15 protein-coding genes are annotated in these 12,631 nt (G+C 63.1%); 2 read left to right on the top strand and 13 right to left on the bottom strand.

From position 1 onward, the window contains the following. Positions 1-14: 14 nt before the first annotated feature. From BO74_RS00615 to BO74_RS00575, 9 genes are all read right to left on the bottom strand, one after another. Positions 15-1,679, bottom strand: coding sequence for an FAD-dependent oxidoreductase (locus tag BO74_RS00615; protein WP_496439261.1), 1,665 nt, complete (start codon positions 1,677-1,679; stop codon positions 15-17). Between the two features lie 89 nt (positions 1,680-1,768). Further along, positions 1,769-2,743 carry an SLAC1 anion channel family protein gene (locus BO74_RS00610; protein ID WP_496439260.1) on the bottom strand — a complete coding sequence of 325 codons (975 nt, stop codon included), beginning with the start codon at positions 2,741-2,743 and terminating at the stop codon, positions 1,769-1,771. Between the two features lie 66 nt (positions 2,744-2,809). Next, on the bottom strand, positions 2,810-3,424 hold the full coding sequence (locus tag BO74_RS00605; protein WP_496439258.1) for a peroxiredoxin: 615 nt from the start codon (positions 3,422-3,424) through the stop codon (positions 2,810-2,812). A 129-nt stretch (positions 3,425-3,553) separates the two neighbouring features. Beyond that, positions 3,554-4,714 (bottom strand): TsoY family (seleno)protein, encoded by a 1,161-nt coding sequence (locus tag BO74_RS00600; RefSeq protein WP_496439257.1) that lies wholly within the window; start codon positions 4,712-4,714, stop codon positions 3,554-3,556. 31 nt (positions 4,715-4,745) lie between these two features. Beyond that, the gene (trxC, locus tag BO74_RS00595) at positions 4,746-5,183 is read right to left on the bottom strand and encodes a thioredoxin TrxC (RefSeq protein ID WP_496439255.1); all 438 of its coding nucleotides are present in this window, start codon (positions 5,181-5,183) and stop codon (positions 4,746-4,748) included. Positions 5,184-5,317: 134 nt separating this feature from the next. Then, positions 5,318-5,884 carry a disulfide bond formation protein B gene (locus BO74_RS00590; protein WP_496439253.1) on the bottom strand — a complete coding sequence of 189 codons (567 nt, stop codon included), beginning with the start codon at positions 5,882-5,884 and terminating at the stop codon, positions 5,318-5,320. Beyond that, positions 5,868-6,359 carry a PaaI family thioesterase gene (locus tag BO74_RS00585; RefSeq protein ID WP_496439252.1) on the bottom strand — a complete coding sequence of 164 codons (492 nt, stop codon included), beginning with the start codon at positions 6,357-6,359 and terminating at the stop codon, positions 5,868-5,870. Before BO74_RS00585 ends, BO74_RS00590 begins: the two co-directional genes overlap by 17 nt. Positions 6,360-6,425: 66 nt before the next feature. Next, positions 6,426-6,776 (bottom strand): hypothetical protein, encoded by a 351-nt coding sequence (locus BO74_RS00580; RefSeq protein ID WP_496439250.1) that lies wholly within the window; start codon positions 6,774-6,776, stop codon positions 6,426-6,428. After that, positions 6,763-7,188: a NifB/NifX family molybdenum-iron cluster-binding protein gene (locus BO74_RS00575; protein ID WP_496439249.1), complete on the bottom strand. Its 426-nt coding sequence runs from the start codon at positions 7,186-7,188 to the stop codon at positions 6,763-6,765. Before BO74_RS00575 ends, BO74_RS00580 begins: the two co-directional genes overlap by 14 nt. Before the next feature lie 241 nt (positions 7,189-7,429). Here BO74_RS00575 and BO74_RS00570 point away from each other — a divergent pair, with 241 nt between their 5' ends. Then, the gene (locus BO74_RS00570) at positions 7,430-7,753 is read left to right on the top strand and encodes a HesB/IscA family protein (RefSeq protein ID WP_496439248.1); all 324 of its coding nucleotides are present in this window, start codon (positions 7,430-7,432) and stop codon (positions 7,751-7,753) included. A gap of 50 nt (positions 7,754-7,803) precedes the next feature. Beyond that, positions 7,804-8,832, top strand: a complete 1,029-nt coding sequence (gene citC, locus BO74_RS00565) for a [citrate (pro-3S)-lyase] ligase (RefSeq protein WP_496439247.1) — start codon at positions 7,804-7,806, stop codon at positions 8,830-8,832. Between the two features lie 207 nt (positions 8,833-9,039). On the opposite strand, the gene BO74_RS00560 is transcribed toward citC, so the two are convergent. From BO74_RS00560 to BO74_RS00545, 4 genes are read right to left on the bottom strand one after another with little or no spacing between them, the layout of a single operon-like run. Further along, positions 9,040-10,389: a sigma-54 interaction domain-containing protein gene (locus BO74_RS00560; RefSeq protein ID WP_496439246.1), complete on the bottom strand. Its 1,350-nt coding sequence runs from the start codon at positions 10,387-10,389 to the stop codon at positions 9,040-9,042. After that, on the bottom strand, positions 10,382-10,768 hold the full coding sequence (locus BO74_RS00555) for a RidA family protein (protein ID WP_496439244.1): 387 nt from the start codon (positions 10,766-10,768) through the stop codon (positions 10,382-10,384). Before BO74_RS00555 ends, BO74_RS00560 begins: the two co-directional genes overlap by 8 nt. Before the next feature lie 50 nt (positions 10,769-10,818). Further along, positions 10,819-11,769, bottom strand: a complete 951-nt coding sequence (locus tag BO74_RS00550; protein ID WP_496439242.1) for a radical SAM protein — start codon at positions 11,767-11,769, stop codon at positions 10,819-10,821. Between the two features lie 6 nt (positions 11,770-11,775). Continuing rightward, entirely contained in the window at positions 11,776-12,621 is an 846-nt protein-coding gene (locus BO74_RS00545) for a damage-control phosphatase ARMT1 family protein (RefSeq protein ID WP_496439241.1), read from the bottom strand. Positions 12,622-12,631: the final 10 nt, after the last annotated feature.

The following is a 12,631-nucleotide window of genomic DNA, read 5'->3' as shown; positions in this document are numbered from 1 at the left end:
GGGGCGCGAGGAGATTACGCGGTCGGCATTTTTGCCGGCGAGCGCGGGTCGACGTTGGCCTTGAGGCCGCCGCTGTAGCTCGTGACGTTAAAGCCGTTCTGCGTCAGGATGCGCGAAGCGAAGTAGCTCATCTTGCCGAAGGCGCAGAGCGTGACCACCGGGCGCGACGGGTCGAGTTTGCCGAGGCTGGCGCGCAGGGTCGGGAACGGAATGTTGATGACCGGGACAGGCGCCGGATAAGCATCGGCCAGCGGCTTCGGGCGGACATCGACGACCTGTACCTGCGGGTCGCTTGGCAGTTCGGTCGTGTGTTTCACCAGACCGTCGCGGCGGTTGCAGGCGGCGAAGCCGGCGAGGTTGATCGCGTCCTTGGCCGCGCCGAACGGCGGGGCGTAGGCGAACTCCAGATGGCACAGATCGTCGATCGTCATGCCGCCGAGAATCGCCGTGGCCATCACGTCGAGTCGCTTGTCGACGCCCTCGTAGCCCGTGGCCTGGGCGCCGAGCAGGCGCCCGCTCTCCGGTTCCCACAGCACTTTCAGCGTTAGCGGCTTGGCGCCGGGGTAGTAGGTGGCATGCTGGTGGTCGTTGACCGTGACGGTGTCGTAGGGACGTCCGGCGGCCTGCAGGCGCTTCTCGCTCCAGCCGGTGATGCCGGCCGCGACGTCGAAGGCGCGGACGATGCCGGTGCCGAGCGAGCCGGGGTACGGCCGGGCCTTTTCGCCGAGGAAAATGTGGTCGGCCGCGACGCGGCCCTGGCGGTTGGCCGGGCCGCCCATCGGGACGGCGGTCTTGCTGTCGAAAACCCGGTCGGCGGTTTCCACGGCGTCGCCGGCGGCGTAGATGTCCGGATCGGAGGTGCGCTGGAAGCTGTCGACGACGATGTGTCCGCGCGGGCCGAGCTCCAGCCCGGCGGCCGCGGCGATCTCCGAATCCGGCTTGACGCCGATCGAGAGAATGACGAGGTCGGCGTCGAGCACCTTCCCCGAATTGAGGTGGCAGCGCAGGAAATCAGGCGTCGGCTCGAAGCGGGCAATGCCGTCGCCGAGAGTGACGCCAATCTCGTTGTGGCGCAGTTCACTTTCCAGCAACGCGGCCATCGGCGCATCCAGCGGCGGGATGACCTGCTTTTGCAGTTCCACCAGTTGGACGGAGAGCCCCTTGCGGTGCAACTGTTCGGCCATTTCCAGGCCGATGAAGCCGGCGCCGATCACCACCGCGCGCATTCCGGTATCTGTAGCGGCGGCGATACGGTCCATGTCCTGCAGGTTGCGCAGCGTGAAGATCCGCGCGTCGTCGATGCCGGGAATCGGCGGACGCAGCGGCGAGGCGCCGGGGGCGAGCATCAGCTTGTCGTAGGACTGCCATTCGCTGGCGCCGCTGTCGAGATGGCGGATTTCCACTCGTTTGTTTGCCCGGTCGATCTGCATGGCCTCGCAACGTGTGCGCACGTCGAGGTTGAGGAAGGTCTGCAGCGTCGCCGGCGTCTGGACGGCCAGCGCGTCGCGCGCGGCGATCTCGCCGCCGACAAAGTAGGGCAGGCCGCAGTTGGCGAAGGAAACGTCCGGGCCGCGCTCGACGATCATGATCTCGGCGCCTTCGCACAGACGGCGCGCGCGGGCGGCAAAGGACGCGCCAGCGGCGACGCCACCGACGACCAGCAATTTTGTTGATTTCATGAGGATCCTCCGGAGGTTGGGGTTGTGGTGTGTTTGTTTATTCGAATATTCGGAAGTTTAGGGTATTCAGCCGGCGGTTGTCGCGTGGTTTACTCGGGCAGGCAAATAGCCTTCCTCCTGATCGCCCCGAGCGTTTTCCAGAGCAGCACGACGATGACCCCACTGAGAATCGCCAGAAGCGTGGCGGCGAGGGGTGCGAAATACGGCAGTCCGGTGCGTTTGCCGATCAGAAAGGTGGCAATGGTGATCGCTGCCAGCGGGAAGGAGTAGGCCCAAGAAGAGATGAAGAAGCCGGCCTTGAGGAAACGCCTGAAGTTTGCTCCCAGCATGATCGTGGTGAACAGGCCGGTGTAGTAGAGCACCCGGGAGAGTCCGTCGACCTCGGGAGTCAGCGCGCTGTAGGCAATGAAGCCGACGGCGGGTGGGGCGATCAGGATGAACAGGGTCGGCAGCAGTTTAGGTGGAATCGGGTCGTGGAAAACAATGCGGTAGATGACGATGGCCATCATCACGATCCAGAAGACGATACCAATGCTGAAGAAGAACCACGCAATCTCGGTCAGACCGAAGCGGGCGGCGACGATCGGCACGAACAGGTTACCGACGACCGGGATGAACCAGCCGGGATTTGCGTGCTTGATGTCGTAATGGGTGTGGAACAGCCAGCTGCTGAGGATGGCCAGCGTGAAGGCGAGATGAATGGTCGCGCCGGCGATCAGCAGGAGGAAAGAAGCTTGCGGCGCCAGTTCGAGCCAGACGACGGCGAGGAGCAGCAGGCTGATCGAAATCGTCGGGAAGAAGCTGACGCGCACCGGATGATTCCATTCCTTGGTGACTTCCGGGAAGTGGCGCAGCAACTTGAGCCCGTAGAGTGCGAGCAGGGCCGCGAATGCTACGGTGGCGAAACCTGCCAGGAGTTGCCAGATGAGAGCGGGGGCGGCGAGGGCGGCATGTGCCTTTTGCCAGGCGATGGCGAATCCGCTCATTCCCATCACTGTCGAAAAAATGGAGACCGGCAGGTGGGCCAGTCGTTGTTCGTCGTTTGTAGTATTGTCGTTGCTCATCGCTTTTTCCGGTGTGCCGGGGGAGCCCGGGGAGGGACTCCCCGGGACGGGTGTTGCTTCGCTCGATCAGCTGAGGATCTCTTCCAGCGTCACGTAGTCGCCGACGTGGCCGGTCATCTTTTCGGCGTCGGTCTGGACGGGCAGCGTCTTCTTGCCAGGGCGCCATCCGGCCGGGCAGACTTCGCCGGTCTTCGTAGCGTGCTGCCAGGCTTCGATCTGCCGCAGGAACTCATTGACGTTGCGGCCGACGGAGTCCGCTTGCACTTCCTGCGCGACGCAAATTCCATCCGGGTTGAAGAGGAAGCGGCCGCGCAACGCCACGCCTTCTTCCTCGACCAGAACCCCGAACGCCCGGCTGACTTCCTGGTTGCCGTCGGCGCCCATCATCAGCTTCAAGCCCTTGAGGATCGGCTCGGTTTCCACGAAACGCTTGTGCGAGAACTTGGTGTCCACCGAGACGGCGAGAATCTCGACGCCGAGGCGCTGGAACTCGTCGTACTTCGCGTTCATCGCCGCGATTTCGGTCGGGCAGACGAAGGTGAAGTCGGCCGGATAGAAGCACACCACGGCCCACTTGCCCTTGTAGTCATCGCTGGACACCGTCGTGAAGTGCCCCGTCTTCGCGTCGTAGGCATCCATGGTGAACTTCGGCATTTCCCTGCGTACCATCGTCGAACTCATCGCTTCCATCTCCTTCTGTGGTTGGTTGCTTGCAGTAGCTTCTGCTTGAATCGTTTTTCTCGGCTTGATTCCGGTATCACATCCCATCTTCGTACCTCCTCTTGAAAAAACTGTTACCCGTTCATTGCGTCACTGCCGTTTCACCATGTTCGCGTAAGCGGCCAGCAAACCGATCTGGGCCAGGACGACGATCACGGTAATTGCCGGAACCACGACGGCGGACTGCGGCAGGACAGCTAGCAGCCCGCGGTGAATGAAAAACTGGAACGTCACGATGAAGCCGACGCCAGGGCACACCAGGGCGAAGGAGAGCGGCGTCGGCCCGTTGCTCAGCGCTTTCCGCAGCATCTCGTTGCGTAACAGGATCGACGCGCCGAACAGGATGAACATCAACTGCACCGCCATGATCGCGATGAGGCCGAGGAACAGGAAAACAGGCGGAATGGCAACGCCGAAGTGATGGCCAAGCATCATTGCCAATCGATAGCCAGCGATGCCCAGAACCGTCGCGATCGGGACACCGACCATCAGCGTCTGGCTCGAATCCTGATTGACGCCTTGCGCGAAGATGGCGCGCATCGCCGTCAGGAAGTACACCAGCGAAGACAGCACGGCCATGACGAAAAACGCGATGCACAACGCCGCGGCAACCAGGATCGTCGGCGTTGCTCCCGACATCGCCGCAGGGCCGGAAAAGCCGACGGCGATCATGGCCAGCGCGAACGGCGACATCATCATGCCCAGGTTGTTGTTCTTCTCGCAGGCGAAGCCGCCCTGCGTCAGCTGTTCGCCGAGGATCGACGCCTGCATTTTCAGCGCGGCGACGCCAAGCGCCAGAAAGGCGGCAATCGCCCACGGATAGATGTATTCGATGACGGACCAGAAGCCAGGAATCGTCAGCAGGGCGGCCACGAAACCGGCGTTCAGCGCCATCGCCAGGGTCAACGGCCAGGCCATGCGCTGGAACGTCGCGTTCGACCGGACAAGTGTTTCAAAATCGGCTGTCGCCTTGAACGCCTTGTAGGCTCGGATGTTCCAGAGCAGCAGGATGACGTGGATCAGCACCAGCGCCAGCGTCACCGACCAGGCAACTCCTACGCCGAGGCGTTCCGGGAATCCCGCCCCGTGCCAGAAGACGCTCAGGCTATCCCAGGTCGGCACGGGCGTTGCGGGGTGCGGGGTGAGGAACATCAGATGCAGGTAAACTGCGACGGCCATGCCGCCAGCGCCGAGCGAGGCCAGAAGGTACAACGGGGTGTAGCTTTCGGCGGTTCGCTTGTTCAACAGCATGGAGACGTCCTTTCCCGCATGTTGCAGTCGGTCAGTCGAGCGCTGATTTCGCCCACTTGAGCAGGCTGGCGAGATCGGTTCCCCCAGTCCTTTGCAGGACCACCTTGCCGCGATGGAAGACCATCAGCGTCGGGATGCTGCGGATGCCGAAGCGCGCGGCGATCTGACCTTCCGCTTCGGTGTTGAGCTTGGCGACACGCATCGATGTTTTCAGTTCTTTCGCCGCGGCATGGATGATCGGCGTCATCATCCGGCACGGGCCGCACCACGGTGCCCAGAAGTCCACGAGTACCGGCCAGTCGGAGTTGCCGATGTGCCGGTCGAAGGTGTCGCTCGTCAGGTCCAGCGGCTCGCCGTCGAGTAGCGGCTCCTTGCATTCGCCGCAGATCGGACCGTCTGCGATACGGTCGCTGGCTACGCGGTTGATGACGTGGCAGTGAGGACATACCAGTTGTTGAGTCTCGGGCATTTCGCTACTCCAGTAAATTAGTAAAAACTAATATACATTGATATTTATGGAGATTGCAAGCGTTTTTTCAAGCATATGCCAGATTTGTAGGAAGGCAAGTCTTTTTCCCCTGACCGTGGCGATCAGATTCGACGTTAAGTATTCCTTTCGTCGATGTCTTGCCGCGCCGGCCCGAATCGATCTTTCCTTTCGAAGAGCAGCCACGCGCTTGCGGCAAGGAAGCCGGCCAGAATGAGGAAGGACCAGTTGGCGAGCGAGAGGCCAAGGATCACCAGATCCTTGCTGCCGCAGAACCCGGTCGCCATGAAGAACGTCGGCGACAACTCGCTGAGCCAGTCGATCAACCGTTCGGTGAGGCTCGGTTCGATCGTGCTGCAGGAGAAACCTGATTCAGGAAACCACTGCAGCCAGCTCTGTTGGGCGGCAATGCAAATCCCCCAGAGGCTGCAAGCGCCCGCGCACAGGAGCGCAGGGAGACGCAGGGCGACGCGCTCCCAGACCAGGAAGGCGACGAGAAACGAAGCACCGACGAGGAAATAAACGAGCCGCTGGAAGATGCACAGGTGGCAGGCTTCCAGGCGCAGAGCGACGGCGAGCACGACGGCCAGCAGGCCCAGCCCGGAAGCCACGACGGCCAGAAAGAACGCGGCGGCCGGGTCGTTTTTCAGCGCCGGCCGATGGCGGCTAGTCGGGCTGCCCATGGCGTTTTTCCCGAGGTGGGCGGGCCGCAGCGGATGCGGTGATGAATCGCGCCTCGGCCCGCGCCAGTACGCGACCGTGGGCGCTCAACTCGGCGTCAAGCAGATAGACATGGCGACGCCGGTCGGACAAGGTGGCGCGGAGGTCGAGCAGGCCGGCACACGGCGCTGGTTCGAGGAAGCGCACCTTCAGCGAGGCGGTCATAGCCTCGACCTCGTGATGGAAAAGGCAGTGGGTCATCGCCGCGTCGAGCAGGGTGCTGACCATGCCGCCGTGCAGGATCCCGGCATATCCTTGCCATTCCTGCAGCGGTCGGATCGAGGCGACGACGGAACGCGCGCCGTCGGGCCGGAAACGCAGCCCGAGCAGTCCGCCGGGGCTGCAGGCCATGCAATGCGCGTGGCTGGACGGCGCGTGAACATGGATTGCGTCGGCCGGGTCGAGAAAACTTCTGAGTTTGATAACGTTGGTGCTCAATGGTCTACCCGTAAAAGAAAAAAACCGGGGCAACGAGGAGATGCCCCGGAAAAAAAGTGAGCTCGGTTATTTGTCGGTCGAATTCTTCAGCGCATCGATCTGCCGCTGAAGATCATCGATGGCGGAGAGGATTCCTCCGCGACGCGTGCCGGTCGTTACGTCCGATGGGTCGGTGAGTCCGAGACAGAAGCGGCGGAAAAAGCCCGGGTTGCGCTGGCCCGCCGAAGCCTGCCCGATGCCGCCTGCGTTGCCGGCCCCGAGTCCAAGGCCGAATCCGTTGCCCCGGCAATTCGTACCGCGGCCTCGGCCGCCTCCGGCGCTTCGCCCCTGGCCCGCACCCATTCCATTCCCGCTCCCATTTCCCATTCCGAACCCGGCACCGTTGCGTCCGGGCATTCCGTTATTAAAGCGTGGCATGATCAATCTCCTGTTCAAGTTGTTGCAGCATGAAGCCGCCGTGGCGGCGCATCCTTCGCTGCCGGCCCTGGCCACGGTGCTGCCAGCCGGGCATGGCGAAGCGTGCAAGTCCTCGCGGACCCTCCTGCTGATAAGTTTGCGCAATCACCGGGATTTCTCCCGCGAGAAAACCGTGGACCTCAATCCCGTCCCGGTTCAGCCGGTTCTGCCAGCAGCGCGAGATGGCGCCGCAGAGCACAGTGCCTACGCCGGCGTCCAGGAGCAGCCGGGACGTATCGCCGTGGGGCGCGTCGATCGTGACGGTTTGCGTCGGGGCGCTTTCGGCATCCGGAGCGTCGAAGAGAACAAAAGTTTCGGCGACATCGAATAGCGGCGCGATGCGGTTGCGGCAGACAGGGACGGCGATTTTCATTGCGGTAACGGCGGTTGCGACGATCGTTATGAGCAACCTGCGTGCCAGTGCGGAAAGAAATCATCGAGGCGAGTAAAATCAGTGGCTTGCGATAATCCGCAGGAGAACTCGCCTGGATGATCGTGCAGTTCTGCAATGCGCGGCTGGCGCGTGTTGCAAAGTTGCAATGTCGTGAACGATCCCGCTGTACGGTGGCGAGGATGTGTTAGCATATGCCAGAAATTTTGTCCGGGAGTACAGCATGGCAGTGAGTCTTACCCAGCGAGCGGCTGAAGAAATCATCAAGTATCTGGACGAGCGCGGTGGTGGATTGGGAATCCGGGTGATCGTGCAGTCGTCCGAGTGTTCGGGCATGGCCTACCGGATGGTTTTCGTCGATGCGCCGGAAGACGGCGACGAAGTCTTCGAGTGTCACGGTGCGAAGCTGTACGTCGATCCGAAATCGCTCGTCTGGATCGAGGGGACGGTGATCGACTTCGTGCAGACGGGCGAGGAGAGCGGATTCGCCTTCAGAAATCCCAACGTCAGCAGCCAGTGCGGTTGCGGCGAGAGTTTCTACGTGTGAGCGTCGCCGGCTAGAATGCCCGCGAGAAAAGAAGTTGAGGGGGATACAACATGATCGTTGAACTGGCGCTGAAGTCCGAACGCAAGATGGCGCGCGAACTGATCGAGGCGAGCGGGCTGGCCTTCGAAGACAACGTCGACGTGATGTACGGCATGTACGAGAACGAGCAGCTCGTGGCGACCGGCTCGCGGGCTGGAAACATCCTGAAGATGCTGGCGCTGGCGCCCGACCACCAGGGGGGCTCGGTGCTCGGCGAACTGGTGACCGAACTGGTGCTGAGCGGGCAGCGTGCCGGGCATGAGTCGCTGTTCGTGTACACCAAGCCGGAATTCATCTTCTCCTTCCAGTCGCTCAATTTCACGCTGCTTGCCAGCCAGGAAAAGGTCGCCCTGCTCGAATACGGCAAGGGGCTGAGCAAGTGGCTGGAATCGAAGAAGGATCTGGTCCGCCCGGGGCTGAACGGCGCCGTGGTGGTCAATTGCAACCCCTTCACCAACGGTCATCTGTACCTGATCGAGAGCGCTGCGCATCGCGTCGACAATCTCTACATCTTCGTCGTCAAGGAAGACCGCTCGGTCTTTCCGTTCGACGTGCGTTACCGCCTCGTCGAGGAGGGCGTGCGCTACATTCCGAACGTCATCCAGCTCGACACCTCGCGCTACATCGTCAGCGGCGCGACCTTCCCGACCTACTTCCTGAAAAAGGACGATCCGGTCGCGCGGATCCAGATGGAGCTCGACGTCACCCTGTTCGCCTCGAAGATCGCCCCGTTCTTCGGCATCACCCGCCGCTTTGTCGGCACCGAGCCGAACTGTCCGCTGACCGGTGGCTACAACCTGGCGATGCAGCGCATCCTGCCGGCACACGGCATCGAACTGGAGATCATCGAGCGCAAGCAGGCGGAAACTGGGGTGATCAGCGCGTCCAAGGTGCGCGAACTGGTCGGCAAGGGCGATTTCGCCGGTCTCGCCGACTACGTTCCCCCGACAACACGGGCCTTCCTCGAAAGCGACGAAGCACAGGCGATCCGCGAGCGGCTGCAGAACGATTTCAGGAACAAGGCGCTGAGCGGTTGCTGATCGCAAGGCAATCGCCTGTGTGCAATACGCATCAGCACCTCCGCTCCCTCTCCTCGCGAAGCCTCCGTCATCCCGGCGTAGGCCGGGATCCAGTTCATGCTCCGAAAGCGTGGATTCCGGCCTGCGCCGGAATGACACGGGGTTATGTGCATGCTATAGCCCTTGAAGGGGGGTAGAGGTTGTTCAAGCGATCCGCGAGGTCGGTCGCTACTCTTCCAGAAGGTGCCAGGCCTTTAGCTTGCGGTAGAGCGTGCTCGGGTGCATGCCGAGTTCGGCGGCGGTCTTGTGCCGGCTGAATCCGTTGCGCCGCAGGACTTCCAGGATCGTCCGCGCTTCGGCCTGCTGGCGGGCTTGCGCGGCTAGCGGCCGGGAGGTGTCGGTGCGGGATGGTAGTTGCCTTACCAAACAATCCGAATATTCCGCGGGAAGATGGCTGAGGTCGATCAACTCGCTGCGGCAAAGCACGGCGGCGCGCTCGATCGCGTTTTCCAGCTGCCGGATGTTGCCGGGCCAGAGTTGCCTCTGCAGGACGTCCATGGCCTCGGGCGTAAAGCCGGCAATGGCGCGCTCCATCCGCAGGTTGATCCGCGCCAGCAGATCGTTGGCCAGCGCCGGGATGTCTTCGCGGCGTTCACGCAGCGGCGGAATGTCGAGGCGCATCACGACCAGCCGGTAGTAGAGGTCTTCGCGGAAGCGCCCCTCGCGCACCAAGGCGAGCAGGTCGCGGTGGCTGGCGGCGATGATGCGCGAGCGCAGCGGCTCCGGCTGGGTGCCGCCCAGCGGTTCGAATTCGCGCTCCTGCAAGACCCGCAGCAGGCGAACCTGCATGGCCGGGCTGATTTCGCCGATCTCGTCGAGAAACAGCGTGCCGTCGCGGGCGAGGGCCAATCGTCCGGGTTTGTCGCGGTCGGCACCGGTGAAGGCGCCTTTCCGGTAGCCGAACAGTTCGGACTCAAGCAAGGTTTCTGGCAGCGCGCCGCAATTGATCGCCACGAACGGTCGCTTGGCGCGGGGGCCGTGGTCGTGCAGGGCGCGGGCGATGACTTCCTTGCCGGTCCCGGTTTCCCCGGCAATGAGAACCGAAGTTGGACTGTCCGCCAGTACCGGGACGAGATCGAGCACCTGCTGCATGGCCGGGTTGTTGCTGGTCAGGCGGGTGTCCTTGCGTTGCAGGGCGGTGCGCAGGGCTTCGACCTCGCTGAGGTCACGAAAGGTCTCGACGCCGCCGAGCACCTCACCGTTTTCTCCCGTCAGGACCGCGGCGGAGACGCTGAGCGGGATGCGCTCGCCGTCGATGTCGACGACGTGGCAGCGCCGGTCGATGATCGGCTTGTGGTCGGCCAGGGCTTGCCGGATCGGGCAGTGGCGTTCGCACAGCGTTGAATGCAGGACGTCGGAACACAATTGCCCGAGGGCTTCGTTGCGCGGGACGCCGGTGATTTCCTCGGCCGAGCGGTTGAAGGAGCTGATCCGCCAGTCGGTGTCGACGGTGAACACGCCTTCCGAGAGGCTGTCGAGAATCGCCTGGTTCAGCCCGTTGCCAGGAAGGTCAGGCATCGCGGCGGATCAGGATTCCCTCCGCTTCCACCAGTCCGCCCTTGGGCAGCGCGACGACCTGAACCGCGGCACGGGCTGGGTACGGTTCGCTGAAGTATTCGCTCATGATCTGGTTGAAGCGGAAGAAGTCGCCCATGTCGGTCAGGAAAACGCCGAGCCGGACGATATCCTGCAGCCGGCCGCCGGCTTCCTCACATACCGCACGCAAATTGCGGAAGACCTGATGCGCCTGCGCGTCGAAGCCGTTGGCCAGATTGCCGCTGGCCGGGTCGATGCCCAGTTGTCCGGAGAGGAAGACCATCCGGTCGGCTGCGATGGCCTGGGAGTAGGTGCCGACGGCCTGCGGAGCGTGGGATGTGTGGATGGCTTTGCGTTCCATGGTGCCTCCTTCGTGTGGGTGTGCTGCAGGAGTGTTGAAGGGAAAAACGTTCAGGTAGCCCCGGGGGCCAGCCGGCGGACATAGAAGATTTCGCCGGCGTGCGTCACGGCTTTCAACTCGCCCGCGTCGATGAGCGCGTCGACCTCGGTCATCGACGCTCCCGATTTTTCGACGAGGGCATGCAATGCCGATTCGCGCAGGGGGTGTACGGCGGTTATGGCCAGGATGTCCTTGCGCAGCTCACCGCTGAAGGCAAAGGCGTCGCCTTCGCTCTCAGTCAGCAATTCGGCGGCGAGCCCGGCCGCGCTGAAAATCTCCCAAGCGCGGGCGATCGCCTGCTCGTCGGGCACCCGGACGCCCACGACTGCCGGTGGGCGGAGCGGGACCGACAGGTACGAATGGTTGATGCCGGCACCACGCAGGAAGCCGGCGGTCGCTGCCAGTGCCTCCTCCGTGTCGTTGATGCCCGCCACCAGCATTGTTTCGCTGACCAGCATGCCGCGGTAGCTTCGGGAGAAGGCCCGGATCCCGTCGAGAATGTCGGCCAGTGCGAGGTCGGGGTGTGGCCGGTTGATGCGGCGCCAGAGAGACTCATCGACGCTGTCGACCTTGACGCTGACCCAGTCGGCGCGTTGCAGTGCGTCCCGGACCTCCGGACGCCAGATCAGCGAGGCGTTGCTGATGACGGCGATCGGCAAGCCGAGCGGGCGCAGGGCATCGATCGCCGCACCGAGCGTAATGTCCAGCGTCGGCTCACCGTCCGGGACGAAGGTGAGGTAATCGATGGGTTCATTGCGGGAGCGAACGGCGTCGACACGCTCCTGGACCTCCTGCAGGATTTGCGCCGGCGAATAGAATGCCCGCGGAATGATTTCCGGGGAGCGCGTGGCACCGACCTGGCAATATACGCACGAATAGCTGCAGTGCTTCGCCGGGATGTTGTTGATGCCCAGGCTGTGCCCGAGACGGCGGGACGGGACAGGACCGAAAGCGATTTCCATGGTGTTTTACCTCCCGGCGACCAGCGTTCCGACCGGTGCGCCGAGTCGTGCGGCGATCACTGGACATTTGACGACAAACAGGAAAAAGATCGGCCGCGACGATTCAGAAAGCGTCTCGTAGTTGCCTTGTCCCTTGGCGATGATCATGTCGGCCTGGGCGAAGGCGTCGCGCAGCTGGTCGGTACAGTCGTCGAGCAGGGTGCCAGGGGCGTCCGAGCCGTTCGGGAAGACCGGTGCCAGTTCGGGCAGGCCGGCGGTAATCGCGTCGTCCAGCGTCGCGTCGTTGAGGACCGGCGCGCCGCGGACGAAGACGGTGACCTTGCCGTGCGGCAGTGCCTCGATCAGTACCCGGTCGAAGATGATTTCGCCGGCGTTGTCGGCCAGGTAGAGAATCCGGGTGGCGCGTTCGGCGGCGTCAAACAGCGCGGCGACATCGCCGTGCAACGGCCGAGTCCAGATCGTTTCCATGTAGCGTGGCAACGCTTCCATCTCCATCTGCGTTTTTGCGCCCGCATCGAGCAGGTTGCCGGCAATCGCCAGCCGCACTGCGGCTTCCCGCAGGTCCGGCTGACGCGCCATGGATTCCCGGAGGTGGGGCAACAACTGGAGGGCCATCCGGTTCATCCGCTGCTTGATTTCCCGGTAGGGGTCGTCGCAGCCGAGTTCCTGCCGGATCAGGCGATGGATGCGTTGCCCCATCACCGGTGGCGAGCCGTTCCAGTCGGTTTCGCTGATCGCGCGCAGGAGCGTCCGCAGGATTTTCTCCCGGCGGTCAGGTTCGGAAACCGTCTGCGTGACGGCCTCGGCCGCCTGCCGGGCGAAGCAAGGAATGCATTCCAGCGCGGTTTTCATCGGATTCCCT

The sequence above is a fragment of the Propionivibrio pelophilus DSM 12018 genome (assembly GCF_059569095.1).
The sequence above is the reverse complement of the archived record's forward strand: the minus strand, read 5'-3'. Positions and strand labels throughout refer to the sequence as shown.

Excerpts from the sequence above, each read along its gene's own strand:
- BO74_RS00615 (WP_496439261.1), bottom strand. The coding sequence starts at position 1,679 with ATGAAATCAACAAAATTGCTGGTCGTCGGTGGCGTCGCCGCTGGCGCG.
- BO74_RS00570 (WP_496439248.1), top strand. The coding sequence starts at position 7,430 with ATGGCAGTGAGTCTTACCCAGCGAGCGGCTGAAGAAATCATCAAGTAT.
- BO74_RS00575 (WP_496439249.1), bottom strand. The coding sequence starts at position 7,188 with ATGAAAATCGCCGTCCCTGTCTGCCGCAACCGCATCGCGCCGCTATTC.
- BO74_RS00555 (WP_496439244.1), bottom strand. The coding sequence starts at position 10,768 with ATGGAACGCAAAGCCATCCACACATCCCACGCTCCGCAGGCCGTCGGC.
- BO74_RS00550 (WP_496439242.1), bottom strand. The coding sequence starts at position 11,769 with ATGGAAATCGCTTTCGGTCCTGTCCCGTCCCGCCGTCTCGGGCACAGC.
- BO74_RS00590 (WP_496439253.1), bottom strand. The coding sequence starts at position 5,884 with ATGGGCAGCCCGACTAGCCGCCATCGGCCGGCGCTGAAAAACGACCCG.
- BO74_RS00545 (WP_496439241.1), bottom strand. The coding sequence starts at position 12,621 with ATGAAAACCGCGCTGGAATGCATTCCTTGCTTCGCCCGGCAGGCGGCC.
- citC (WP_496439247.1), top strand. The coding sequence starts at position 7,804 with ATGATCGTTGAACTGGCGCTGAAGTCCGAACGCAAGATGGCGCGCGAA.
- trxC (WP_496439255.1), bottom strand. The coding sequence starts at position 5,183 with ATGCCCGAGACTCAACAACTGGTATGTCCTCACTGCCACGTCATCAAC.
- BO74_RS00605 (WP_496439258.1), bottom strand. The coding sequence starts at position 3,424 with ATGAGTTCGACGATGGTACGCAGGGAAATGCCGAAGTTCACCATGGAT.
- BO74_RS00600 (WP_496439257.1), bottom strand. The coding sequence starts at position 4,714 with ATGCTGTTGAACAAGCGAACCGCCGAAAGCTACACCCCGTTGTACCTT.
- BO74_RS00560 (WP_496439246.1), bottom strand. The coding sequence starts at position 10,389 with ATGCCTGACCTTCCTGGCAACGGGCTGAACCAGGCGATTCTCGACAGC.
- BO74_RS00610 (WP_496439260.1), bottom strand. The coding sequence starts at position 2,743 with ATGAGCAACGACAATACTACAAACGACGAACAACGACTGGCCCACCTG.
- BO74_RS00580 (WP_496439250.1), bottom strand. The coding sequence starts at position 6,776 with ATGCCACGCTTTAATAACGGAATGCCCGGACGCAACGGTGCCGGGTTC.